Origin of the sequence: Robertkochia solimangrovi (genome assembly GCF_007279655.1) — a bacterium.
Lineage (GTDB): Bacteria > Bacteroidota > Bacteroidia > Flavobacteriales > Flavobacteriaceae > Robertkochia > Robertkochia solimangrovi.
In genome coordinates this window covers 600,448-623,479 of sequence record NZ_QKWN01000001.1, presented here as the reverse complement: position 1 = coordinate 623,479, position 23,032 = coordinate 600,448, and the positions used below count along the sequence as shown (strand labels likewise).

Genomic DNA, 23,032 nt, shown 5'->3' with positions numbered 1-23,032 from the left:
ACGTTGTATATACGCAAAGAAAAAAACTATTTAACACTGTGATTTACAAAGTATTATGTAGTTTTATAAGAACCTTAATCCATGTATTTTTCGAAATACTGACAAATGTCATGGTTTAAGATTGCATTAACGATAATCTTTGTAGTGTAATTAAAAACAAGCATCATGGTTAACAAAACAAAAATCGTAACAAGAACAATCTGGGTATTGTTCCTCACTGTGTTCGCAGGAATAAGTACTATGCAAGCACAGAAATTTACCCTGAACAACGGTTCTTCTGAATTAACCATATTCGGTACATCTAATGTACACGATTGGGAAGAGACGGCTGAAAAACAATCCGGAAGTATCACGTTAAGCGGAGAAGACAGCAAAACGATCGATGCAATGGAAATTGCTGTAGAAGCAGAAAGTCTCAAAAGCGGAAAGAGCGGAATGGACAATAATACTTATAAGGCATTAAACACCGATAAGTACAAAACGATAAACTTCAAGCTTACTGAAGTAAGCAGTATGGAAAAGCAGAGTGACGGATCTTACAGCGTTAAAGCCAAAGGTGACCTTACCCTTTCAGGAGTTACCAAGAATATCGATCTGAACTTCAAGCTTACCAACAGCGGGAATTCAGTAACGCTAACCGGTGAAAAGGAAATTAACATGACCCACTACAAGATCGATCCTCCAAGAGCTTTGATGGGTGCTATTAAGACCGGAGAATCAGTAACACTCAAATTTAAAACTGTTCTTAATCAGTAAAATTCAGACAAACAATCAATTTTTCCCAAAACATTTTTATTAAATCAGTTCATTATGAAATCACAAATTACAACTGTTTTAACGGCTATACTGGTATGTTTATGCCTAAGTTCATATGCTCAACAAAGAGATATTGATAACTTTAGAAAACCAGACCAACGCGGTATCTATGAATTCGAAGCACCCAAAGACAGTGTTTCAACCTTTGACGGCGTTAAAGTAAGAATCGGTGGAGCTTCCACTATTCAATTCCAGGCATTGGATCACGAAAACTCAGGAGCGGTTGAACTTATCGAGATCGGTAACAACTTTAACCTTGCTACTGCGAACCTTGACCTTGATGTAGTATTACACAAAGGACTAAGAATGCACTTGAGAACTTATCTTTCTTCTCGTCACCACCCGGAACCTTATGTAAAAGGAGGATATTTTCAAATTGACGCGTTAGACTTCATTCAGGAAGGCTTCCTTGAAGAGTTCATGAAATATACGACTATCAAAATCGGTCACATGGAGCAAAACTACGGGGATGCTCACTTCAGAAGATCTGATAATGCCCAGGCACTTCACAACCCATTCGTTGGAAACCTGATCATGGACGGATTCACTACTGAGGTTGGTGCAGAACTTTACTACCGAAGAAACGGATTTATCAGTATGATCGGTATCTCTAACGGTAAATTGAATCAGGCCGTTAGCAATCCTGATGGAAACGGAGCTTCCTTCCTTGCCAAACTCGGATACGACAATGTATTCAGCAACGGAACACGTTTCAGATTAACAGGATCTATCTATACCACAGGACAAGTACCAAACGCTTATCTGTACAGTGGTGACCGTGCAGGATCAAGATACTATCTTGTTCTCGAACCAACTGATGCCTCATCAAGCAGCAATTTCAGATCTGGTCGCTATAACCCTAACTTCAGAAACTCAATCACTGCTTTAATGTTCAACCCTTATGTAAAATTTGGCGGACTTGAACTTTTTGGAACCCTGGAGTTCGTAAGCGGTAGAGCAAATAGTGAAACAGACAGAAGAAATGCAACTCAGTTCGCGGGTGAGGCAATCTACAGATTCGGTAACAATGAAGATTTCTACGTAGGTGGTCGTTACAACGTGGTAAACAATGAAGAAGCAAGTGGTGATGATATCGACATCAACAGATTCCAACTGGCAGCGGGATGGTTCATGACTAAAAACGTACTGATGAAAGTGGAATACGTAACTCAGAAATATGACGGATTCAACAGCTCCAGCATCTTTGACGACGGTAAATTCAACGGTCTGATGGCTGAGGCGGTAATCGCATTCTAAACGAAAAAAGAATCTATTTTAATTTGACATGGTGAAGAAGACAGGCCCGGTATCTTAATGATAATCAGGCTTGTCTTTTTCTTTTTGAATTTGTAAATTCTATAAAAATTTCAAAGATGAAAAGGCTCTTAGTTCTTCTGGTTTCATTAACATTATTGTCATTCGGATCTGACACTGTAAATACGGTAGTGGTAGGGATCACCTCCAAAAGTACCCTTAGGATCGTCGGAAAGACCAACGTGAATACCTTCACCTGTGATTATGACATCGCTGATCTCAGCGATCCACACCGGATAGCATATCACGGACATGGAAAACATGTGAAATTCGATGCGGCCACCCTGATCCTGAACAATAAGAACTTTGATTGTGGAGGTAAGGCCATCAACAAGGACTTTCATAAATTACTACGAACAGAAGAGCATCCGTATATCACACTTGAACTTAAAAAGCTGGATGGAGATCAGGCTACTCCCAACGATTTCACCGCAACCGTAGAGATCGAGATCGTAGATAAATCGAATACGTATGAGATCCCGGTTAAGGTCGATAAGCAAGCTGATTATCACGTAACCGGTAGTCTGATGGTTGACCTCAATGATTACGGAATCGAACCTCCGACCAAGGTAATGGGTATGATCAAGGTGAAAGATGAGATCGATATTCAGTTCGATCTCTATCTGCAACACCTGAACAAACCAAATCGTTAAATAACGATAATTCGTTTTCTTCAGAGGGGTCTAATTAAAATAATGAAATTATACCCAGAAGAAAACCTCCTTAAACAATAAACACAAAAAAAGGCGCCAAATGGCGCCTTTTTCATTGCGTTTTTTACAACTATCTCTTATTTATTCGCTGCATAAAGTTCAGCAACCTTACTCCAGTTTATAACATTGAAGAATGATTCGATATAATCAGGTCTTCTGTTCTGGTAGTTTAGATAATACGCGTGTTCCCAAACATCAATTCCGAGAACAGGAAAACCTTCACACCCAACTCCGGGCATTAAGGGGTTATCCTGATTTGGTGTAGAGCAAACTTCAAGTTTACCTCCTTTATGAACACACAACCAAGCCCATCCGGAACCGAATCGGGTTGCAGCTGCGTTAGAAAATTCTGTTTTAAAACTATCGAATGATCCGAAAGCAGCATCGATCGCTTCTGCCAGTTCACCCGATGGCTTACCTCCTCCATCAGGAGACATCACCTCCCAGAAAAGGTTATGGTTATAATATCCGCCTCCATTATTACGAACGGCTCCATTGCTCATATCAAGTCCTTTCAGGATCTCTTCGATACTTTTACCAGCCAGATCAGTTCCTTCAACCGCTCCATTGAGTTTTGTAGTATATCCGCTGTGGTGTTTAGTATGGTGGATCTCCATAGTACGGGCGTCGATATTCGGCTCCAGCGCATCATATGCATATGGAAGTTTTGGTAATTCAAATGCCATTTTGTATTAATTTTTTGGTTAATAAAATCTGTTACTCAAATTTACACATAAACTTAAACAAATCATGATAATAATTTGTTAAGAACTGGATATTACATGGGCTACGGAAAATGGATTATGGATTAAGGATTTATGTTACAGGGTGACACGTTACAAGGTAACAGGTAACAGAAAACAGCATACAGCTTAAAGCTTACTGCTTCACTATTTACTGCTTCACTGTATACTGCATTGCTGTCCGGGGAAAATTCCATAATTCTAAAAGCAGACCCTCACTTTTTATACTACGAGAATACATTCAATAACTGAGCCTAAGAAGACATTTTCACCACAGCTCACGCTAGCATTATGGGCTAAAGTCCATAAATAGTGTCGATCCCGCCTTTGGCCTGCGGTAGTCAGGATCGACACTTTCCTGTACGCCAGCAGACCAGAATATTTTAACCGGACACCCATGAAAAACTAAACGAGAATTATTACTTTGCAGTAAAACGAAAAGCATTGAATAAACCAGCTTTCAAGATCTACAACGCCTCGGCCGGAGCAGGAAAGACATACACTCTGGTAAAGCAGTATCTGTCGCTGCTACTTGCCTCTTCCTATACCGATCAGTTCAAACAAATACTCGCGATCACCTTCACGAACAAAGCCGTAACGGAAATGAAGGAACGTGTGTTGAAAAATCTAAGCAATTTCGCTACTCCCGGAATCCTTGAAAGTGAAGACCCGATGTTCATCCAGTTAAGTGAAGAACTGGCAGTAAGCAAGGAAACACTACACCTTCGCTCACAGAATGTCCTGCATCGCATTTTACACAATTATGCCTTCTTCGATATCGTTACCATCGATAAGTTCAATCATCGGTTGTTGCGAACATTTGCACATGACCTTAAATTACCTTCAAATTTCGAAGTGGTTCTCGATACAGAAAGTTTATTGAATGAAGCCATCGATAATCTGATCTACAGAACCGGAGAAGACGAGTTCATCAGTAATGCTCTCATCGAATATTCACTGGAAAAGGCTGATGAAGACAAAAGCTGGGATGTATCCGGTGACCTTCGAAAGATCGGACAACTTCTGATACGGGAAACCGATACCGAAATTCTTAAAGAACTTCAGGAAACCGATTCAGACCATTTGATAGCATTGAAAAAAAAGCTCCTCAATTCGGTCAAAGACATTGAATCCATGATCTCCGGTGCGGCTCAGGGTCTTCTTGAGAAATTTGTTGAGAACGGACTTGAATTCACTGATTTTACCCGGAGTACGCTTCCCAATTATTTCAGGAAAATAGCCGATGGAGACATGAATGCGACCAGTTCGGCGGCATGGGTTGGGGACCCGGAAAATGCGTCGATATACAATAAGACGCTGGCTCCTGATAAAGCTGCCACCATCGACGGTTTACGTCCGGCAATTGCCGAATGCCTGCAATTGGTTCAACAAGGAATGGCACAACGAAAATTTTCGGTCAATTTCTACAGGAACCTTACGCCGCTGGCTCTTTTAGGAGCTATGCAAAAAGAAATTGAAATGATCAAAGAAGACCGGAGTCAGGTGTTGATCTCAGACTTCAACAAGCTTATCAGTGAAGCGATCGCCGATCAACCCGCCCCCTTTATATATGAACGTCTCGGAGAAAAATACAGAAACTATTTTATCGATGAATTTCAGGACACTTCGGCCATGCAATGGCAAAATATGCAACCCTTGATTTCGAATGCACTGGAAACAGAAGCTGTTGGAGGAAAACAGGGTAGTCTGTTGATCGTTGGAGATGCCAAACAAGCCATATATCGCTGGAGAGGCGGGAAGGCTGAACAATTCATAGACCTCTACCAAAAAAAGAGTCCGTTTCAACTCCTGCCAGAGGTAGCCAACCTCCCTGTAAACTACCGAAGTCATGATACTATCGTTAATTTCAATAATGGCTTCTTTGTTCACGCTTCGCAATTTATTACTAACGATTCCTATCGGGAACTTTTTCATCGTTATAGTTCACAGGAAACCAATGAAAAACCAGGTGGATTTATCAGCATGACGTTTCTTGAAAAAGATGCCAGTACCACCGAAGATTTTTGCATGCGAACCACCGATATAATCAATGACCTTAAAGCTCAGGGATACCCTTATGGTGATATCTGTATTCTTTGCAGAACCAATCAACAAGGGGTTAGTCTGGCTACACACCTGAATAATGAATCTATTCCGGTGATTTCTGCAGAGTCGTTGTTATTAAAGCATAACCCGGCCGTGAATTTCCTGACAGATCTGATCCGTTATTTTGTAAACCCGGAAGATCGGGAAAACAGGTTTCGCCTTGCATGGTACGCCGCCTCAAAAGAGGATGCTCAGGACCGGCACATGTACCTGAAGGATCGCACTGAACATCCGCAGAAGATCTTTGAACCCTATGGATTCGAGACAGGAACTTTTGTGCAGCTACCTTTTTACAATGCACTGGAATATGCAGTCGACAGCTTTCAGTTGCAAAACGAATCCGGAGCCTATCTTCAGACTTTTCTAGACAAGGCTCTCGAATTCACGGAATCTGACAATAGTGACCTAAGCAATTTTATCGATCATTGGGAACAGCATAATAACAAATGGAGTATCAACCCACCGCAGCATAGTGGAGCGGTTCAGATCATGACGATCCATAAGTCAAAAGGACTGGAATTTCCAATAGTGATCTATCCGTTTGCCAACAATGATATTTACCATGATAAAGCCTCATTGACCTGGTTTCCCGTAAATAAAGAAGCCTATGGGATATCGAATGCCCTGATCAGCCTGAACAAGGATCTTGAAAATCTTAACGCGTATGGAGCGGCACTTTATACATCACATCGCGAACATCTGGAACTGGATAGTTTCAATATTTTCTATGTGGCGCTCACAAGACCTGTTGAACGGCTGTATATACTTGGAAATCTTGATCTGGATACAAAGGGAATTGAAAGAACCAATACCTATTCCGGGCTTCTCATCAATTATCTTAAAAGCATTTCCCTTTGGGAAGAGGGAAAACTCACCTATGAGATCGGAGTACCTAAAGTCAGCGCAGATCACCTCAACAGAAAGGTAGCAGTTCCTCCTGCCGGAATCCCTTTTATAAGCAATGCCGGACTTCATCATCGTTTCGAAATGGTCACAAGAGCTGGTTCATTATGGGGAAGTGTACAACAAAGTGCGATCGACAAAGGTTTACTCTACCACCAGCTGCTTTCCGGAATTCACAGACCGGAAGACATCGATATGATCGTGGAAGAGGCGCTTCACAGTGGAAAGATCAGATCGGATGAGATGGAAGAGACCATCGAATTCCTCACAGGAGTACTCAATCACCCTAAGTTAAAACATCTTTATAACAGCGACGTAAAAAGTTATAACGAAAGAGAGTTGATCAGCAAAGAAGGTCAGATCCTGATCCCGGATCGATTTGTCATCGCAAAAGGGCGCGTAAGCATCATCGATTACAAAACCGGATCTCCTCATACAAATCATCACTTGCAAGTCAGCCGTTATGCGGAAACCCTAAAAAGCATGGGGTATGAGATCGCAGACAAACTTTTGGTTTATATCGACACGGAAATTTCAGTTCAGGAATGCCTGTAGTTTTATGTTTATTACCTTTGTAAAAAAACATTTATGTACGGTAATATCAAGCAACATCTGGAAAAAGAACTCCAGGAAATAAAAGAAGCAGGTCTTTACAAGAAAGAAAGGATCATCACTTCTCCACAAGGTGCCGAAATAACAATCTCAACCGGCGAAAGAGTGATCAATTTCTGTGCGAATAACTACCTCGGACTTTCCTCTCATCCGGAAGTGATACAGGCAGCCAAGGATGCCATGGACACACATGGATTCGGAATGTCTTCGGTACGCTTTATATGTGGAACTCAAGATATTCACAAGGAACTTGAGCAAAAGATTGCAGACTTTTACGGGACCGAAGATACGATTCTATATGCGGCGGCATTCGACGCTAACGGAGGTGTATTTGAACCCCTTTTAACCGCTGAGGATGCGATCATTTCGGACTCGCTCAATCATGCCTCAATTATCGACGGAGTTCGCCTTTGTAAAGCAAAAAGATACCGTTATGAGAACAGCAACATGGAAGATCTTGAAGCTCAGTTAAAACAAGCGAATGCTGACGGGGCAAGATTCAAGATCATCGTTACAGATGGGGTATTTTCGATGGATGGTCTGGTTGCTCCGCTGGATAAGATCTGTGACCTCGCCGATCAATATGATGCAATGGTTATGATCGATGAGTGCCATGCAGCTGGTTTTATAGGCGAAACCGGTAGAGGGACATTAGAGGAAAAAGACGTGATGGGCCGAATTGACATCATTACCGGTACTCTTGGAAAAGCTCTTGGCGGAGCGATGGGAGGTTATACGACCGGTAAAAAAGAGATCATCGAAATCTTAAGACAACGTTCACGACCCTATTTGTTTTCGAACTCATTAGCTCCCGCAATCGTCGGTGCATCGATTAAAGTTTTCGATATGCTGTCAGAAGATACATCGTTACGAGACAAACTTGAATGGAATACCGAATATTTCAAAAAAGGCATGAAAAGTGCTGGTTTTGAGATAATTGACGGTGATTCGGCGATTGTACCGGTTATGCTCTATGATGCCAAACTTTCACAAATAATGGCTGACAAATTGTTGAAAAAAGGTATCTATGTGATAGGGTTTTTCTACCCGGTAGTTCCGAAAAACAAAGCGCGCATTCGAGTACAATTATCCGCAGCCCACACACAGCAACACCTTGATAAAGCGATAGTTGCATTTACAGAAGTTGGAAGGGAACTCGGACTTGTTTAACCCATATATATTTCTGAAATTACCAAAAAATTATACAATTGTTTTTGTTAATAAGTTGTAACGACTTACATTTGTTATTAAATTAACACTTAAAATTAAATAATTGAACATGAAACATCTCAGCAAATTATTAGTTGCTTGTCTGCTGTTTACCGGACTAAGCAGCATAAATGCTCAGGACAAGAACAATCCCTGGCAAGTGAGTTTCGGAGCGAACGCAATCGACGTTTATCCAACTAATTCAGACAAGTCATATGCCGGAACATGGTTTGATGAGTATTTTAACGTAAGTGACCACTGGAACATTCTTCCATCTATTTCAACAGTAGCGGTTTCTCGTTACGTTGGAGACGGTTTTTCTGTTGGAATCAGAGGATCACTAAACAAAATTGACAAGTTAGGTGATATGGATGCTGATGATCTGTCGCACTATGCAGTAGACGGTACCATCAAGTATACCTTTGTTCAGGGTACTACTATTGAGCCTTATATCGAGATCGGTGGTGGTTATACCTGGATCGATGAAATCGGTGCCGGAACTCTTAACGGAGGTCTTGGTTTCAATTTCTGGTTTACTGAAAATCTTGGTCTTAACATCCAGTCTACTTACAAGCATGCTTTTGAAGATTATGGTGTACCACACTTCCAGCATCTTGCAGGTCTTTCTATCCGTTTCGGAGGAACTGACACTGACGGTGACGGAATCTATGACAAAGATGATGCTTGTCCAGAAGTAGCAGGACTTGCAGCTTTCAACGGTTGTCCTGATTCAGATGGTGACGGTATCGAAGATTCTAAAGATGCTTGTCCTAACGAAGCAGGTCCGCTTGAGTTCAATGGTTGTCCTGATTCAGACGGTGACGGAGTTCCAGATAACTTAGACGATTGTCCTGAAGTTCCTGGTCTTAAAGAATTCAACGGATGTCCTGATTCAGATGGTGACGGAGTTCCAGATAACAAAGACGAATGTCCTAACGAAGCAGGACCAGCTGAAAACAATGGTTGTCCTTGGCCAGACAGAGACGGTGACGGAATTCCAGATAAAGATGATCTTTGTCCGGACAAAGTAGGAACTGTAGCCAACAACGGATGTCCTGAAGTAACTGAGGAAGTTCAGAAAGCCCTTAACGAATATGCGAAAACCATCCTGTTCGATATAGGTAAGTCATCTATCAAAGCTGACTCTGAAAAAGTTCTTGGTGATATCATCGCTATCCTTACTCAGTATCCAAACTCTAAGTTCCACATCGAAGGTCACACTGACAGTTCAGGATCTGATGCTCTTAACATGAGACTCTCTAAAGAAAGAGCTAATGCAGTTGAAGCATACCTTGAATCTCACGGAATCGCATCTGACAGATTAACTTCTGAAGGATACGGTGAGACTAAACCAATCGCTTCTAATGCTACCAGAGATGGTAGACGTCAAAACAGACGTGTAGAGATCAACCTCGTTAAAGAATAATTTTAAGAGGTCAAATCATATAGAAAACGCTCCGGAAATCCGGAGCGTTTTTTTTATTTTTAAGCACTGCTTATAATTACGACCTCATGAAATCATTCCTTGCTGAAGTTATAGAAGAGATCTATCAAAATCACCCCGATAACCTCGGCGATATTATCCTTATAGTTCCCAGTAAAAGATCAGGAGCCTTCCTGAAACATGAACTGCAGCAAATCCTCACCAAAGCAAGCTTCGCACCGAAGCTTTTCAGCATTGAAGAATTCATCGAGGAGATCTCCACCCTTAAAAGCATTAATAATGTCCGCCTGCTATTTGAATTCTACGAAGCATACAGATCTATAACCCCTAAAGAGGAGCAAGATGATCTCTTTGTTTTTAGTACCTGGGCCCAAACCATGATACAGGATTTCAATGAGATCGACAGATACCTCGTAGACCCGGACACCCTATTCGATCATCTATTCCAGATCAAGGAGATCGATCAGTTCCATTGGGCAAGCTCCCCGGAAAAAACACCCCTGCAATTAAATTATCTCGCTTTCTGGAAAAGATTAAAGGAACTCTACTTCCTCCTCAACGAACACTTGCAAGCCAAAGGACTTGGCTATCAGGGTATGCTTTACCGCGAAGCAACGATACAACTCGAATTCTACCTCCAGGCGCATGGAGACACACCTCATTATTTTATCGGCTTTAATGCACTGAATAATGCAGAAAGTCTTATCATTGAAGAAATTCTATCCACAACCCAATCCAAAGCCTACTGGGACACCGATTCTTTTTTCATCAATGATAAGGAACATGACGCCGGATTATTTCTACGAAAAATACGCTCAGGATGGAAATACTTTCAGGGACAGCCGTTTAATTATGTACTCGATAATTTCAGTAAGCCAAAGCAAATTAAAATTACTGGTATTCCGGGAACTGTCCCACAAGCGAAGTATATAGGAGAATTGCTTTCTGGTCTACCTTCCGGCAGTGTTAATGACATTGCGGTTATTATGGGTAATGAACAAATTCGAACGCCATTACTCAACGCCATACCCGACCAGATAGAAAAGGTAAATGTCACCGGTGGATTCCCGCTTAATCTCACTCCGTTCGCATCGCATTTTGGTAATTTGATCGAAGCATGGACCAAACCCAATGATGGATCCTGGAATCACAGAGATGTGATGACCATCATCACCAACCCCATAGTTCAATTCGCTTTTAAGGATTCAGGCATATTAAACGACATCACAGTTCATCTGCAAAAAAATAACCTGTTATTCCTGAAACAAAATGAACTGTTGCAGTTCTCTAAAGAAGAAACCTTTACCGAATACCTGAATCTGCTCTTTCCGGATCATTACAAAATCAATCCTACAGCGTTGATCATGAATTGCCTTACATGGACTTTAAAGCTAAAATACCTGTATGGTATGGAGGAAACACGGAATCCGGTCTTTCTGGAATATTTATTCCGATTCTACGAACTGTTCAATCAATTACTGACCTACCAGCAACAATACAACAGCATTTCTTCAGTAAAGACCTTAAAAAAACTTTTCCATGATCTGATGAGCAGAGAAACAGTAGATTTCAAAGGTGAGCCCCTGGAGGGACTTCAACTAATGGGTATGCTCGAAAGTAGAAATCTGGACTTCGATACTGTGATCATCAGTTCTGTGAACGAGGGCATTTTACCGGCAGGTAAATCAAATAATTCGTTTATCCCTTTTGATATCAAGGTTGCCTACGGACTACCAACGTATAAAGAAAAGGATGCGGTATACACCTACCATTTCTACCGACTATTACAACGTGCCTCCACGATTTATCTTTTATACAATACGGAAGTTAATACACTGGATGGAGGGGAAAAAAGTCGTTTCATCCAGCAAATCTTAGCCAGACATCCCGAAACACATACGATCACCGAGATGGTCGCGGCTCCGGAAATCTATCCTGAAGAAGCGGTACCGGAGCATATTTCCAAATCTAACACCCTCATGGAGGCATTACGCGCCCTGGCAAACAGAGGTTTCTCACCATCTTCATTAAGTAATTTTGTGAGAAATCCCATGGATTTCTATCGACAAAGTATCCTGAAAATCAATGAGGCCGAGGCGGTTGAAGAATCGATCGCCGCCAACACTATGGGAACGATAGTTCATGATACTCTTGAACTTCTGTATAAGCCGATTACGGGACGCTTACTGATCGCTGAGGATATTCAGAAAATGAGAGCCGATATGATTCAGATCCTCCAGGAACAATTCTTTAAAACCTATATAGACCCCTCTCAATTACGAGGTAAGAATCTGATCAGTTTCCATGTTTGCCGTCGTTATGTTGAGAACTTTCTGGATATGGAATCCAACCGGCTGAAAGAAGGAAAACAAATACGCATTCTCGAAATAGAAACCGATATGAAAGTACCCCTAAACGTACCCGGACTTGATTTCCCTGTGGTACTAAGAGGCAAGGTAGATCGTGTCGAGGAAGAAGACGGGGTTATTCGTATCATCGATTATAAAACCGGAAAGGTAAATCCGTCAGACGTTCATATCCATGATTGGAATGAACTCATTGAAGATTATAAATACAGTAAAGCTTTTCAGGTATTGTGCTATGCTTATATGAGAAAAGAAATGGTTCTCAAATATCCAGAAGTTAGAGGCGGCATCATTTCATTTAAGAATCTGAGTAGTGGTTTCATGCAATTCGGCTTAAAGCCAGCTCCACGATCGCAAAAGAATGATCCCGCCATCAACCGTGAAGTACTCGAACTTTTCGAGGAAAAACTATTCGAACTGATTCGTGAAATTTGCGATCCGCATCGTAACTTTGAAGCTAAAATCATTGCATAGTATGGAAATAATCAGAAATCATCTGCTGAATGCAAAGGAGCAAAGACCGGTTTCAGCTGATATTTATTGTGATCCGTCTAAAGAAAATCAACCCATCGTCATTTTCTGTCATGGATACAAAGGATTTAAAGACTGGGGTTACTGGGACATGGCTGCACGTCAATTCGCTGAGTGTGGTATCTGTTTCGTCAAATTCGACTTTTCCCACAATGGTTTTATTCCGGGAAGTTCTGAAGATTTTCCCGATACAGAAGGATTCGGACTTAATAATTTCAGCAGGGAACTGAACGATCTTGCAATGGTCACTGACTGGGTTCATAGTGAGGAATTTCCACTTCGCCCAAATACCGACCTTTCCAATATAAACCTTATCGGACATTCGAGAGGAGGTGGTATTACCCTCATCGGTGCTTCTGAAGATTCCAGAATCCGTAAAGTAATCACCTGGGCAAGTGTTTGTGACTTTAAATCAAGATTTGCCGATGAGAAGGCCCTGGCTTACTGGAAGGCGAATGGAGTCATCCATATTGAGAATACACGAACCCGGCAACAATTACCTCACTTTTACCAGTTTTACGAAGATTTCATTGCAAATGAAGCTCGATTCAGTATTGAAGCCGCTACAAAAAATCTGAATATTCCGGTTTTGGTAGTCCATGGAGATGCCGATCCAACGGTCAACATTACCGAAGCACATAAACTTGAAGAATGGCTGAAGGATGGCCGTTTACTAACCATTTCCGGAGGAGATCATGTTTTCGGAGGAATACATCCATGGGAAGAAAAAAAGCTTCCGGACGATTTCACAAAGGTCGCAGAAGCTTCGATCTCTTTTATACTGGAGAAATAATAAGCATCACTATTTTTTATCTGGTCGCGTAGGCCGAACTTCTATCTTGCTGGGCAGTGTTCGAGGATGCATGTTGAGCAAGTCCAGAACCAATTCCCCGATATCTTCAGGCTGAATCTTCCAGGCATCATCATCAGAAGGTGTATGATCATTAAAATGCGAAGCCACCGATCCGGGCATGATTGTACTCACTTTGATGTCGTACTGACGAAGATCGAGCATTGCAGCTTGTGTAAACCCGACAACCCCAAACTTGGTGGCATTATAACCTGATGCTGTTGGAAAAAAATTCGTTCCAGCAAGACTGGCAAGTGTGATATAGTACCCTTTAGAATCTTTCAACGCATCCACTGATGCTTTCAGCGTATGGAAAACTCCATTGAGGTTCGTATCGATCATCTGATGCCATTTTTCAGGTTCCAATTGATCAACCGGAGCAAAATGTCCTAGTCCGGCATTTGCCAGCACAACATCAAGCCTTCCCCATTTTGCCAAAATCGATGCCACCGCAGCCTCCTCATCTTTGAGGTTTGTAACATCTGATCCAAGACCCAGAACCCTGTCAGCGTCATTATTCAGATCCAATGCAGCTTTTTCGGCCGTGGTTTTATCCCTACCACTGATCGCTACATTATAACCTGCCTCCAGGAGTACTTTTGCTACTCCATATCCAATTCCTTTGGTGCCTCCTGTAATATAGGCCACCTTATTTTGATCTGTCATTGTTGATTTTTTACTTAAAGATAACGGGGATACAGAGAAAGGAAAAGTAAGTTTCGTTATTATTTTCTTAAAATAAAAGAGTCGATTACACGACTCTTTTATGCAGGAAAGCGGGGACCGTCATAACATAAAGCATTCACTGCTTTCCTGCTTAAAAAATGTACGAATCATTGGGATAATATCAAAATAAATTAATATTTATTAACTTGTATATCAACTATTTAACACTTCTTTGATGAAAGAACCCACCAAATTACAGATGTTTACAGTGATCGCGATTCTGGGCTATTTGGTTTGGGAGATCGCGGTTCAATACTGGGAGGCAGGTTTGCCCGCATCAGATCCGGTGTTAAGGATCGACAGATTCATTATATATCCCATTCTGATACTGATGATCCTTCTAAGTATCAATCAATATCGAAAAAATCAGTAGCATAATTACTCCTCCAACTGTCCTGTAACTCTTCTTTTAAGCTCGGAGAACGTTGCAGGGTCCAATATTTGCTTCGTATGCTTCACCTCATCATTCATGGAGTTGATAATATATTCAGCGCGCTCTTTAAGTTCAGGATGGGTACTTACCCATGACTTCAGGATATTCCCATTCCCGGGATAATCAGCAAGTTTGTATAAAAAATTAGCAAGGCCTTCGGGAGATATTTCTGCTTCGGTTAAATACGTAACTGCAGTAAGATCTGCTTCCTTCTCCATGGTCCTGTCAAAAGCAGAAGACGAAAGGATCTTTCCGGACTGTACCAACACATCGTTTCCAGCTCCTCCGGTTGTCAACCCCACAATTACCGATAATCCCATTTCCTTGATCAGTTTATGCATCACATGATTAAGCTGGATATGCCCGAGTTCATGGCAGATCACTCCGGCGAGTTCATCTTCCTGCTCTACCCGAGCTATCAACCCGGAATTGATGACCAGGTTTCCATCTGGTAACGCATAGGCATTCACTTCACTGGTTTTTACAACATAAACCTTCACGGAGGCCGAATCAATATGGTTTACCCGACAAAGTTCATAAACGAGTGAATCGACTGACCGAACAACAAATTGTTCTTCTTCGATTTCATATTTATCGCGAATGTCATCGATCATCATTTTGCCCAAACGCACTTCCGTGGCATTCCTGTTCTCTTCAACACTGAAAATTTCTGTCCATGACACTGCAGAAAGCAGCAACCATACTATAAAAAAGGAGCTAATACTTATAATCCCCTGGATAAATACTTTGTTCATGATCTCGGTTTGATTAATTGATTGGCAAGGCTCCCATAAAAGAACCACTCTACGTGCACTCCTTTTCTCGTCTTGATCGCCGTGTAAATCGTTGCGATAAATTCCATCAGATTAAAGAGGAATAACGCTATCATGTAAGCGATATAGCGATCACTTATTTCCTCTTTCCCAAAGATGAGTCCCATAGTCCACCAAAACCCGAAACTATTGATAAACAACAAAGAGAACTGAGACAAAAGTGCCTGCATACAATGCCAGCGCACAAAATATGTACTTTTACGATTCCCCATAAAAAAGATTAAAGTGGCGAAAAGATTAACTATTGGCAAAGGTAAACCTGCAATCAGTGCCACCAACGACATCAGATAGCTATTCGAAGCTTTTTCCGCTTCGTGCTCACCCGGGACATATTCAAAGGTTCTGAGATGTATCATACGTTCTTGTATAGGTTCCACCCCCAATTCAACAAAACGAGAATGATCAGGAAGATGGCTATTTTTCGATTTTTAAGTTTAAACTCGATCTTTTCATAAAATCGCAGGAAACTACTGCCGTTTGAAAAAAGATCCACCAGGACCCAAACAGGCAACACGATCATCAGGCCTGCAACAATGATCCCGAAAGGATTCATCAAAATAGAATTCAAAGGCTCTCCATCCTGTAATAACTGAACAGCTCTTGTCGTTCCACAGGAAGGACAAGGATAAGAAGTGATCTTTTTGAAGATGCATCCCGGAAACAGAAGACCATCGGATTCCGGACTTCTATGGTTAAAATATAACCATGCAAAGCCTCCCGAACAGGCTAAAAGAACAGTCGCGTATAATCCTGTTCGGGAAAGACTCATCAGGCGATGGCCAATTGCAATTTTTCGAAATTGCGCTCACGAGTTGCTCCCATAATCATGAACCAATCGATAATGGCCCACAGACCAAAACCACCACAGGTAAGTAATTTACCAATCCCCAGACCGGTATCCCCGATCATAAAACGATCGATGCCTAAATTTCCTGCAAACAGGGAAACGATCAAACTTGTAGTCGGATCTTTAAACTGTTGTGTTTGTAAAATCGGCCATTTGCTTTCATCCATTCCAAGAAGTTGTTCACGTATGCCGGCTACCTGATGACTTTCAAAATACTTATTATTCGACATGATAAACATGTCCACTTTACTTGATTCCATACGGTATTATCTATATTTAGGGTTATTTAATATTCAATTTTGACGATCACCGAAAAAATACCAACAAATTTTGATTTTTTTTGGTCAGCCGAAGATAATTAAACAGAAATTTACTTACAAAAATATTTACATATTCTCCACTTACACAGAATACGCTTCTGATTTTTATTGCTGTTTAACGCTTTGATCAATATCATTCTTATTTTTCTGAGCATAGATTTCCATCAATTCTATTACAGGCAAAAACAACTTGTTAATTCTCTAAGTACCTAAATTTTGCTTTCGTAAAAAGCTTAAATTTGGCGGTTTATAAAAACAGCAAGAAATCCCGCTACTATGATGTATAATGCTATTAAATCTGATAAAGCATTCGACCTTTCACAATTTCCAAAGGGAAAGGTTTCCAAATTCTGGTTACACATCATCAATAACGGTATCGGCGAACCGATACGTATTCCCATGCTTATTGCAAGAGGAACCGAAGACGGACCCGTACTGGGTTTAAATGCAGCCTTACATGGTAACGAATTGAACGGGATCAACGTGATCCAGAAATTATTTCGTGAAATCGGTGAAGCACCACAGATCAATGGGACTGTGATCGGTATTCTGGTCGCCAATGTTCCCGGTGTCTTATTAGGTCAGCGTCGTTTCAATGATGATTTCGATCTCAATCGTCAGGCCCCGGGTTCTGAAACTGGAATTCCGAGCAGTATCTATGTCAACCGCCTTATCGAAAGGGTGGTTAAACATTTCGATTACTTTCTCGATTTACACACCACAGGTTTTGGCAAAGAGAATTGCTGGCATATACGTGCCGATATCAATGATAGTGTCACCCGCCAACTCGCAGTACTGCAAAGTCCGGAGGCGATTCTTCACAGCACACCAGACGAGCAAAGTCTGAGAGGCCACGCTTCCTCTCTGGGAATAAAATCACTGACGCTCGAGATCAAGGATCCCATGAGATTCCAGCCTGAGGTAGTTAAAGATGCCATCGCCGGGATTCATAACCTGATGTCTTTCATCGGGATGACCGAATATGTCCCAACGTGTCCGCTGGATTATACCTGGCTATGTAAAAGTTCTCAATGGGTACGCTCTAATGAAGGAGGTATTTTAACCGTATTCCCTGAACTTATGCAAACGGTTGCCAAAGGCGAAAAGATCGCAGAAGTCAGAAATATCTTCGGCGAAAAAACCAAAGAGTTCTTTGCTCCTGAAAATGGGATCGTGATCGCAAAAAACATTAACCCTATTGCACAAACCGGGTCAGGAATCCTTAATCTTGGCACCAAAATCGAAAAGATCCCCTGCACTATGGAAAAATTATAAAACCCGGACCAAGGTTTTTTCGTATATATTGAAAAGAACACCTAAATAACGTTTCTTTGGTATTTATAAAAAGCAATATTTTAACACCTCTCGCCCGCCTTTTGGTGATCTGTTGGAGCATGATCTACATACTTCTTCCGAACGGTCATCTTGCTGGTGAAATATTGCATGAAATTTCTCATATACTGAGCAGAAACTTCAATTCAGGTCACCATTTCACAGACCATGAACACTCTGCAGGCAATGAAACGCATCATCATGCTGAATCTCAGGAACATGATCATCATGACACTCATGCCCACCAACCTTCGCACGATCATGAATTGCTTAAAGCACTGACTGATTCATTGGAGTCTGAGACTCCCGACACTCCATTAAAGAAAGAGTCTTCTAATATTCTGGACAAGCATTTGCTTCCGGAGACTTCTATAATCTTGACGCTCATCAGAAAACAGGGTCCTGAAAACTTTGGCCCTCATAACATGAGTCCATTGAATGTAAATAATACCCTGCTCAAACCCCCGATCTTCTTCACAAACTCATAAAGACTTATAATTTTTTTCCAGGTAACCACGCAAACAATTCATTTTATTGCTGCGGGTTGCATGGCTACACCCTAAAATAAAACGAAATGACAAGATTGATCATTAGTCTGGTTATGCTCTGCTGTGCCCTCCACTTACAGGCACACGAGCTAACCGGAGTTGTAAAGAATTTGCAAGGTAAACCTCTTGAAGGGGTAAGCATTATCAATACCCAAAGCGGCACTTATGCCTATACCAACGCCAGCGGATTCTTTACCTTAAAAAAAACCAGCGTGAACGATGTGCTCCGCATTCATAACCTCGGTTACGAACCCATGCAGTACAATGTAACCGAAAAGGACCTTGAAACGTCCGTTACTCTTCAATTGACCGAATCTGATATCGCCTTAGATCAGATCGTATTAACTTCTAAGGTTAATGAACTCAGTTCCCTGACCAACATCGATGTACAACTGAATCCGGTAAGATCTTCCCAAGAGATCCTGAGAAAGGTTCCGGGCCTTATCATAGGGCAACATGCCGGTGGTGGAAAAGCCGAACAAATATTCCTGAGAGGCTTCGATATCGATCATGGAACTGATATCAACCTAAGTGTTGACGGATTGCCGGTGAACATGGTATCACATGCACACGGGCAGGGATATTCAGACCTTCACTTTATAATACCGGAAACTATTGAAGATTTGGATTATGGAAAAGGCAGCTATTATACGGATAAAGGTAATTTTACCACAGCCGGATATGTAAATATGAACCTCAAAAAGTCGATCGAGGCGAATCGAATAAGTGTAGAAACCGGAATGTTCAACACCTATCGACTGGTTGGCATGACCCGGTTACTGGATGAAGACAAGCATAAAGCATACTTTGCAGGCGAGCTGTTGCTAACCGATGGCTACTTCGATTCTCCACAAAATTTCAACAGGATAAATATGATGAGTCGTTATACGTTCAACGATCATAACGGGCAGGAGCTCATGCTAACACTATCCCACTTTCAAAGCAAATGGGACGCCAGCGGACAAATCCCGCAACGAGCAGTGGAGAATGGTAGTATAAGCAGGTTTGGCGCTATCGATGATACCGAAGGGGGAGAAACAAGCCGCCAAAATATACTGGTCAATCACCGTAAAGAATTCGATGATTACAGTAGCCTTACTTCAAAGGCATTTGTGACAGCATACGATTTTGATCTGTATTCAAATTTCACATTCTTTCTGGAAGATCCGGTAAACGGAGACCAGATAAAACAACGAGAAGATCGATTATTGATGGGCATGGAAAGTAGATATGACGAGATCATCAATTTAAAGAATTCCGACAATCAGTTAAAATATCATGCAGGGATAGGATTTCGGTATGATGATGTAAATGAAGTGGAACTTTCCCATACCAGAAACAGAACCGAGCTTCTGGAGCGGATGGCTTATGGAAATATCGATGAGTTCAATGCGTATGGTTTTGGCGGTATTGGCTATATCACTGGTAAATTCACCTTTGATGCAGGAATCAGACTTGATTATTTCAATTTTAATTATGACGATCTTCTTACGGAAGCTTATGATCCCGCTTCTGAAATTGCAGCAAAGGTGAGTCCGAAATTCAGCATCATTTACCGATCTAATGAAGATCTTCAGGTTTATCTGAAATCCGGAATTGGTTTCCATTCGAATGACTCCAGAGTAGTTACGACTACCGACCGGGAAATCTTACCCACTGCTTATGGTGCGGATCTTGGAACGATCTTTAAACCAGGAAAGAATTGGGTGATCAATGCTGCGCTTTGGAGCCTCTTTCTTGATCAGGAATTCGTGTATGTAGGCGACGCTGGTATCGTTGAACCGGGGGGCAAAACCCGAAGATACGGACTGGATCTCGGTCTTAAATATCAGGCAACGGACTGGCTATTTCTGAATGCGGACGTTAACTATGCGCATGCCAGAGCGATCGATGAGCCTTCCGGAGAAGACTTTATTCCACTGGCGCCGGAATTAACTTCCACAGGAGGAATCTCGGTCATGAATCTGGGTGATTTTTCCGGCAATATCAATTACCGGTATGTAAAAGACAGACCTGCAAATGAAGATAATTCCATTAAAGCGGCAGGGTATTTCGTGACCGATTTGAATATTGGGTACCAGCTTAGAAAATGGAATTTCGGTATTATTGTGGAAAACCTTTTTGATACGGAATGGAAAGAAACGCAATTTGCGACTGAAACTCGATTATGGAATGAAACGGAACCCGTGGACGAGATTCACTTTATCCCGGGAACTCCCTTTTCGATCCGGGGAAGGATCACCATACAGTTGTAATGAAAAGGCTGCCCGTTTGGGCAGCCTTTTATTTAATAATTTAATGTAGCAGGAATAGGTTGGTTCCCACGAGAATAATCAAGCCGGGCGTTCAATCCGGCCAAGTCATAGCCTAAATATTCGGTTTTACCCGAATTCTAATAAGCATCCCAAAGATGCCCAAGAAAACCCATAGAAACAATACGCTTTTATGCGTAATTTCCCTCGGATTCGAAATAATTAACATATTCTTGGTGCACTTCTGACACCTTTTTTTATACCTTCACCGTCAACCTAACTAAGCTTTTACTAAACACTATGGTGGATCATATTTCCGACATAGAGTATGTCCTGAAATCGGGATATTCTGATCGTATTGCAGAATTTTTGCCATTTAGCGAAAAACCTCTCTTAGCTAAGATGGCAGATCTCTTTACCCCTAATTCTGCTTACTTCTATGTAGTTAATCTCTATGACCTCCGGATCGAATTCATTTCTCCTGCCGTGACCTCACTTTTCAACGTTTCAACCAAAGACATCACCTTAAAGAAACTTCTGGAACTACACAGTGAGGAGGATCTCGAAATACTCAAACTCAAGGAGGCCGTAAAGCAGGATTTCCTATGCAATTTTTTGCAACCATCGCAACGACTTCATTATAAAGCCATTTACACTTTCCAGATCATTGACGGTAATAACAATTTAAGGCTTATGTTGCATACGACTTCTGGTCTGACTCTTAATGAAGATGGTTTTATTCGACATGCCTTTATCAGTAATAGTGATATCGGACATTTACATCCGATACATAAGAATACCATTTCTTTTATAAGTCTAACCGGAGAACCATCCTATCTCAATGTAGACGTATCTTCCGGAAAATTCGATCCCCGGTTAAGCAGGGAACGTAAGCAGGAGAATACTACCGCAATGCTGTCAAAACGGGAAAAGGAGATCATTAAATTATTAGCTAAAGGATTAAAAGCAGAGGAGATAGCCAATCAGCTGAACCTTTCTTACAATACTATCCGAACGCATCGTTATAATATGTTGAACAAAACCGGTTCTTCCAATACGACAGAACTTGTGGTGAAATGTCTCATGGACGGACTCATATAATTATATTCCAAACCGTTAATTTTCAGATCCCGGATTCAAAAAATAGTTCTCGGGGATAATAGCATTTCATGTCATCGCAAGGCTGAAAATTCAGTTTGCCATGAACTGTTTCCGGATAATCAACTGAACCTGAACTCACAAGTCGGATCACCACTTCCAGTTCATTGGAAAATACATATAAAGGCTCGGAGGTACCGGCAAGTAAAAATTCTTCTGCATCCGGAAAATCGATTCTCTGAATATAGATACCCTCAGGAAGATCGAGTTCTACAGACGTAGGAATAAGGCCAGGATTCGGAGGGCGATCGGATTGAAGATGAAAGCCCGGAGCAATAGAAAATCGTAAATATACAAGGACTCCATCACCATTGGACTCTGATTCCGCCGAAGAAAAGGAAACAGGCTGTAGTGTTTGCTGAAACGAGATCAGCAGAAAAAAAATAATTAACCATTTATTCATCATCATTCAACAACAATTCAAGTTTTTCCTGCAGATCAACAAGTTTTGCATCAAAGTTTTTAGAATCGAGCAATGACATATACTGAATCCTGCCCTCAGGATCAATAAGTAGATTGGAAGCCAGCATCACTTCATCTCTGGCCAGATCGGGTAAAACGTTATCAGGTGCAAAACTCGCTGCAACACTTCCATCCTCATCCAGTAATAAAGGAAAACTGAAATTGAAACGTTGCTGCAATCTTTCCACAACCAACGCTTTCGGTTCCTTTACATCAATGATGAGCGCCTCAACATTCCGATCCCTATATTTTTGAAATAATCCCTCCAGATAAGGTGCCTCCGCATTACAAAAGGGACACCAGGTAGTAGCGATATGGATCACTAGGTACTTGCCTGCATAATCAGACAGACTTACTTGGTTTCCTTTAAGATCGGAAAGCGTAAAATCCGGGGCTTTAACCGACATATCTGCCGCAACCCTATTCTGAGCAGCCAGATCCCAACTTCCCATCAAGAGCAGGAAGATGCCTAAAACTACGCTTTTCATCAGAAACTTAATTAGTTAGACTAATC

Annotated in this window: 21 protein-coding genes; 13 read left to right on the top strand and 8 right to left on the bottom strand. The window is 41.5% G+C overall.

The features are described 5' to 3' along the window. Window positions 1-165: 165 nt before the first annotated feature. The 3 genes from DMZ48_RS02700 (at window position 166) to DMZ48_RS02690 (ending at window position 2,783) form a co-directional block, all read left to right on the top strand. Window positions 166-756, top strand: coding sequence for a YceI family protein (locus DMZ48_RS02700; RefSeq protein ID WP_143953550.1), 591 nt, complete (start codon window positions 166-168; stop codon window positions 754-756). Between the two features lie 54 nt (window positions 757-810). Then, complete coding sequence (locus tag DMZ48_RS02695) at window positions 811-2,073, top strand: hypothetical protein (RefSeq protein ID WP_143953549.1); 1,263 nt, start codon at window positions 811-813, stop codon at window positions 2,071-2,073. A 116-nt stretch (window positions 2,074-2,189) separates the two neighbouring features. After that, window positions 2,190-2,783, top strand: coding sequence for a YceI family protein (locus DMZ48_RS02690; RefSeq protein ID WP_143953548.1), 594 nt, complete (start codon window positions 2,190-2,192; stop codon window positions 2,781-2,783). A 137-nt stretch (window positions 2,784-2,920) separates the two neighbouring features. Here the strand turns inward: DMZ48_RS02690 and DMZ48_RS02685 are convergent, their stop codons facing one another. After that, window positions 2,921-3,529, bottom strand: a complete 609-nt coding sequence (locus DMZ48_RS02685) for a superoxide dismutase (protein WP_143953547.1) — start codon at window positions 3,527-3,529, stop codon at window positions 2,921-2,923. A gap of 501 nt (window positions 3,530-4,030) precedes the next feature. On the opposite strand from DMZ48_RS02685, the gene DMZ48_RS02680 reads away from it, so the two are divergent. From DMZ48_RS02680 to DMZ48_RS02660, 5 genes are all read left to right on the top strand, one after another. Beyond that, window positions 4,031-7,150 (top strand): UvrD-helicase domain-containing protein, encoded by a 3,120-nt coding sequence (locus DMZ48_RS02680; RefSeq protein WP_143953546.1) that lies wholly within the window; start codon window positions 4,031-4,033, stop codon window positions 7,148-7,150. A gap of 33 nt (window positions 7,151-7,183) precedes the next feature. Beyond that, window positions 7,184-8,377 (top strand): glycine C-acetyltransferase, encoded by a 1,194-nt coding sequence (gene kbl / locus DMZ48_RS02675; RefSeq protein ID WP_143953545.1) that lies wholly within the window; start codon window positions 7,184-7,186, stop codon window positions 8,375-8,377. A gap of 109 nt (window positions 8,378-8,486) precedes the next feature. After that, window positions 8,487-9,842 carry an OmpA family protein gene (locus DMZ48_RS02670; protein ID WP_143953544.1) on the top strand — a complete coding sequence of 452 codons (1,356 nt, stop codon included), beginning with the start codon at window positions 8,487-8,489 and terminating at the stop codon, window positions 9,840-9,842. An 86-nt stretch (window positions 9,843-9,928) separates the two neighbouring features. Continuing rightward, complete coding sequence (locus tag DMZ48_RS02665) at window positions 9,929-12,700, top strand: PD-(D/E)XK nuclease family protein (protein WP_143953543.1); 2,772 nt, start codon at window positions 9,929-9,931, stop codon at window positions 12,698-12,700. A 1-nt stretch (window position 12,701) separates the two neighbouring features. Next, window positions 12,702-13,550: an alpha/beta hydrolase family protein gene (locus DMZ48_RS02660; protein ID WP_143953542.1), complete on the top strand. Its 849-nt coding sequence runs from the start codon at window positions 12,702-12,704 to the stop codon at window positions 13,548-13,550. A gap of 9 nt (window positions 13,551-13,559) precedes the next feature. Here DMZ48_RS02660 and DMZ48_RS02655 read toward each other — a convergent pair whose 3' ends face one another. Further along, on the bottom strand, window positions 13,560-14,273 hold the full coding sequence (locus tag DMZ48_RS02655; RefSeq protein WP_143953541.1) for an SDR family oxidoreductase: 714 nt from the start codon (window positions 14,271-14,273) through the stop codon (window positions 13,560-13,562). Between the two features lie 235 nt (window positions 14,274-14,508). Here DMZ48_RS02655 and DMZ48_RS02650 point away from each other — a divergent pair, with 235 nt between their 5' ends. Beyond that, window positions 14,509-14,706 (top strand): hypothetical protein, encoded by a 198-nt coding sequence (locus tag DMZ48_RS02650; RefSeq protein ID WP_143953540.1) that lies wholly within the window; start codon window positions 14,509-14,511, stop codon window positions 14,704-14,706. 5 nt (window positions 14,707-14,711) lie between these two features. On the opposite strand, the gene DMZ48_RS02645 is transcribed toward DMZ48_RS02650, so the two are convergent. From DMZ48_RS02645 to DMZ48_RS02630, 4 genes are read right to left on the bottom strand one after another with little or no spacing between them, the layout of a single operon-like run. Then, window positions 14,712-15,521 carry a M48 family metallopeptidase gene (locus DMZ48_RS02645; RefSeq protein ID WP_143953539.1) on the bottom strand — a complete coding sequence of 270 codons (810 nt, stop codon included), beginning with the start codon at window positions 15,519-15,521 and terminating at the stop codon, window positions 14,712-14,714. Then, window positions 15,518-15,955 carry a magnetosome magnetite crystal formation protein family gene (locus DMZ48_RS02640; RefSeq protein WP_143953538.1) on the bottom strand — a complete coding sequence of 146 codons (438 nt, stop codon included), beginning with the start codon at window positions 15,953-15,955 and terminating at the stop codon, window positions 15,518-15,520. Before DMZ48_RS02640 ends, DMZ48_RS02645 begins: the two co-directional genes overlap by 4 nt. Beyond that, complete coding sequence (locus tag DMZ48_RS02635; protein WP_143953537.1) at window positions 15,952-16,368, bottom strand: DUF2752 domain-containing protein; 417 nt, start codon at window positions 16,366-16,368, stop codon at window positions 15,952-15,954. Before DMZ48_RS02635 ends, DMZ48_RS02640 begins: the two co-directional genes overlap by 4 nt. Further along, window positions 16,368-16,676 carry a TM2 domain-containing protein gene (locus DMZ48_RS02630; protein ID WP_242009087.1) on the bottom strand — a complete coding sequence of 103 codons (309 nt, stop codon included), beginning with the start codon at window positions 16,674-16,676 and terminating at the stop codon, window positions 16,368-16,370. Before DMZ48_RS02630 ends, DMZ48_RS02635 begins: the two co-directional genes overlap by 1 nt. A gap of 366 nt (window positions 16,677-17,042) precedes the next feature. Between DMZ48_RS02630 and DMZ48_RS02625 the strand changes: the two genes are divergently transcribed. From DMZ48_RS02625 to DMZ48_RS02610, 4 genes are all read left to right on the top strand, one after another. Continuing rightward, window positions 17,043-18,041 carry a succinylglutamate desuccinylase/aspartoacylase family protein gene (locus tag DMZ48_RS02625; protein WP_143953535.1) on the top strand — a complete coding sequence of 333 codons (999 nt, stop codon included), beginning with the start codon at window positions 17,043-17,045 and terminating at the stop codon, window positions 18,039-18,041. 119 nt (window positions 18,042-18,160) lie between these two features. After that, window positions 18,161-18,586, top strand: a complete 426-nt coding sequence (locus DMZ48_RS02620) for a hypothetical protein (protein ID WP_143953534.1) — start codon at window positions 18,161-18,163, stop codon at window positions 18,584-18,586. Window positions 18,587-18,672: 86 nt separating this feature from the next. Next, window positions 18,673-20,901 (top strand): TonB-dependent receptor, encoded by a 2,229-nt coding sequence (locus DMZ48_RS02615; protein WP_143953533.1) that lies wholly within the window; start codon window positions 18,673-18,675, stop codon window positions 20,899-20,901. A gap of 297 nt (window positions 20,902-21,198) precedes the next feature. After that, window positions 21,199-21,999 (top strand): response regulator transcription factor, encoded by an 801-nt coding sequence (locus DMZ48_RS02610; protein WP_143953532.1) that lies wholly within the window; start codon window positions 21,199-21,201, stop codon window positions 21,997-21,999. A gap of 22 nt (window positions 22,000-22,021) precedes the next feature. On the opposite strand, the gene DMZ48_RS02605 is transcribed toward DMZ48_RS02610, so the two are convergent. Both DMZ48_RS02605 and DMZ48_RS02600 read right to left on the bottom strand, forming a co-directional pair. After that, on the bottom strand, window positions 22,022-22,465 hold the full coding sequence (locus tag DMZ48_RS02605) for a protein-disulfide reductase DsbD domain-containing protein (protein ID WP_143953531.1): 444 nt from the start codon (window positions 22,463-22,465) through the stop codon (window positions 22,022-22,024). Further along, window positions 22,452-23,006: a peroxiredoxin family protein gene (locus DMZ48_RS02600; RefSeq protein WP_143953530.1), complete on the bottom strand. Its 555-nt coding sequence runs from the start codon at window positions 23,004-23,006 to the stop codon at window positions 22,452-22,454. The genes DMZ48_RS02605 and DMZ48_RS02600 overlap by 14 nt, the downstream gene beginning before the upstream one ends. Window positions 23,007-23,032 lie beyond the last annotated feature (26 nt).

What these genes read in the sequence shown, in the direction of transcription:
- DMZ48_RS02670 (WP_143953544.1), top strand. Translation starts at nt 8,487, where the DNA reads ATGAAACATCTCAGCAAATTATTAGTTGCTTGTCTGCTGTTTACCGGA.
- DMZ48_RS02655 (WP_143953541.1), bottom strand. Translation starts at nt 14,273, where the DNA reads ATGACAGATCAAAATAAGGTGGCCTATATTACAGGAGGCACCAAAGGA.
- DMZ48_RS02645 (WP_143953539.1), bottom strand. Translation starts at nt 15,521, where the DNA reads ATGAACAAAGTATTTATCCAGGGGATTATAAGTATTAGCTCCTTTTTT.
- DMZ48_RS02635 (WP_143953537.1), bottom strand. Translation starts at nt 16,368, where the DNA reads ATGAGTCTTTCCCGAACAGGATTATACGCGACTGTTCTTTTAGCCTGT.
- DMZ48_RS02700 (WP_143953550.1), top strand. Translation starts at nt 166, where the DNA reads ATGGTTAACAAAACAAAAATCGTAACAAGAACAATCTGGGTATTGTTC.
- kbl (WP_143953545.1), top strand. Translation starts at nt 7,184, where the DNA reads ATGTACGGTAATATCAAGCAACATCTGGAAAAAGAACTCCAGGAAATA.
- DMZ48_RS02660 (WP_143953542.1), top strand. Translation starts at nt 12,702, where the DNA reads ATGGAAATAATCAGAAATCATCTGCTGAATGCAAAGGAGCAAAGACCG.
- DMZ48_RS02630 (WP_242009087.1), bottom strand. Translation starts at nt 16,676, where the DNA reads ATGTCGAATAATAAGTATTTTGAAAGTCATCAGGTAGCCGGCATACGT.
- DMZ48_RS02605 (WP_143953531.1), bottom strand. Translation starts at nt 22,465, where the DNA reads ATGATGATGAATAAATGGTTAATTATTTTTTTTCTGCTGATCTCGTTT.
- DMZ48_RS02615 (WP_143953533.1), top strand. Translation starts at nt 18,673, where the DNA reads ATGACAAGATTGATCATTAGTCTGGTTATGCTCTGCTGTGCCCTCCAC.
- DMZ48_RS02665 (WP_143953543.1), top strand. Translation starts at nt 9,929, where the DNA reads ATGAAATCATTCCTTGCTGAAGTTATAGAAGAGATCTATCAAAATCAC.
- DMZ48_RS02625 (WP_143953535.1), top strand. Translation starts at nt 17,043, where the DNA reads ATGATGTATAATGCTATTAAATCTGATAAAGCATTCGACCTTTCACAA.
- DMZ48_RS02685 (WP_143953547.1), bottom strand. Translation starts at nt 3,529, where the DNA reads ATGGCATTTGAATTACCAAAACTTCCATATGCATATGATGCGCTGGAG.
- DMZ48_RS02695 (WP_143953549.1), top strand. Translation starts at nt 811, where the DNA reads ATGAAATCACAAATTACAACTGTTTTAACGGCTATACTGGTATGTTTA.
- DMZ48_RS02620 (WP_143953534.1), top strand. Translation starts at nt 18,161, where the DNA reads ATGATCTACATACTTCTTCCGAACGGTCATCTTGCTGGTGAAATATTG.
- DMZ48_RS02690 (WP_143953548.1), top strand. Translation starts at nt 2,190, where the DNA reads ATGAAAAGGCTCTTAGTTCTTCTGGTTTCATTAACATTATTGTCATTC.
- DMZ48_RS02640 (WP_143953538.1), bottom strand. Translation starts at nt 15,955, where the DNA reads ATGATACATCTCAGAACCTTTGAATATGTCCCGGGTGAGCACGAAGCG.
- DMZ48_RS02600 (WP_143953530.1), bottom strand. Translation starts at nt 23,006, where the DNA reads ATGAAAAGCGTAGTTTTAGGCATCTTCCTGCTCTTGATGGGAAGTTGG.
- DMZ48_RS02650 (WP_143953540.1), top strand. Translation starts at nt 14,509, where the DNA reads ATGAAAGAACCCACCAAATTACAGATGTTTACAGTGATCGCGATTCTG.
- DMZ48_RS02610 (WP_143953532.1), top strand. Translation starts at nt 21,199, where the DNA reads ATGGTGGATCATATTTCCGACATAGAGTATGTCCTGAAATCGGGATAT.